This window comes from Pseudarthrobacter sp. 05T312 (assembly GCF_056396685.1).
Window position 1 is genome coordinate 1 of sequence record NZ_JBFTLY010000077.1, and the last position, 349, is coordinate 349.

A 349-nucleotide genomic window follows, 5' to 3' on the forward strand; every position below is an offset into this window, starting at 1 on the left:
GGCTTACCCGTGCGGATGTAGTCATAGCCCGTGGCGTGGGCGGTCACGAGTTCTTGTCCGCCCGGGATGTCCCGGCCGAAGCGGCGGACCGCGGCGATCAGCTGCGTGATCGTGTCCTGCCTCGCGACCGCGTCGTCCAGGACCGTTGAATCCACCGCCCGTCGGCGCTTACCCGTCAAAGCCCCGGTTTCCGCGACGAYTTTGGCGATGGCTTCCATGATCCGGTGCGGATCCGACGAGGCGGCCAGCCGCTTTCGCCAGTACGTCAGCGTGCTCGGATGGAACGCGGTATCGGTCAGCCCGTAACCGCAAGCGGCCTTCCACCTCAGATCAAAAGTCAACGCCTCGG

At 65.8% G+C, this 349-nt stretch carries 1 pseudogene; it reads right to left on the reverse strand.

Features of this window, described 5'->3' with window-relative positions:
- Nucleotides 1-349 (reverse strand): annotated as a pseudogene (locus tag AC1DIP_RS22390) (IS5/IS1182 family transposase); the annotation flags it as partial.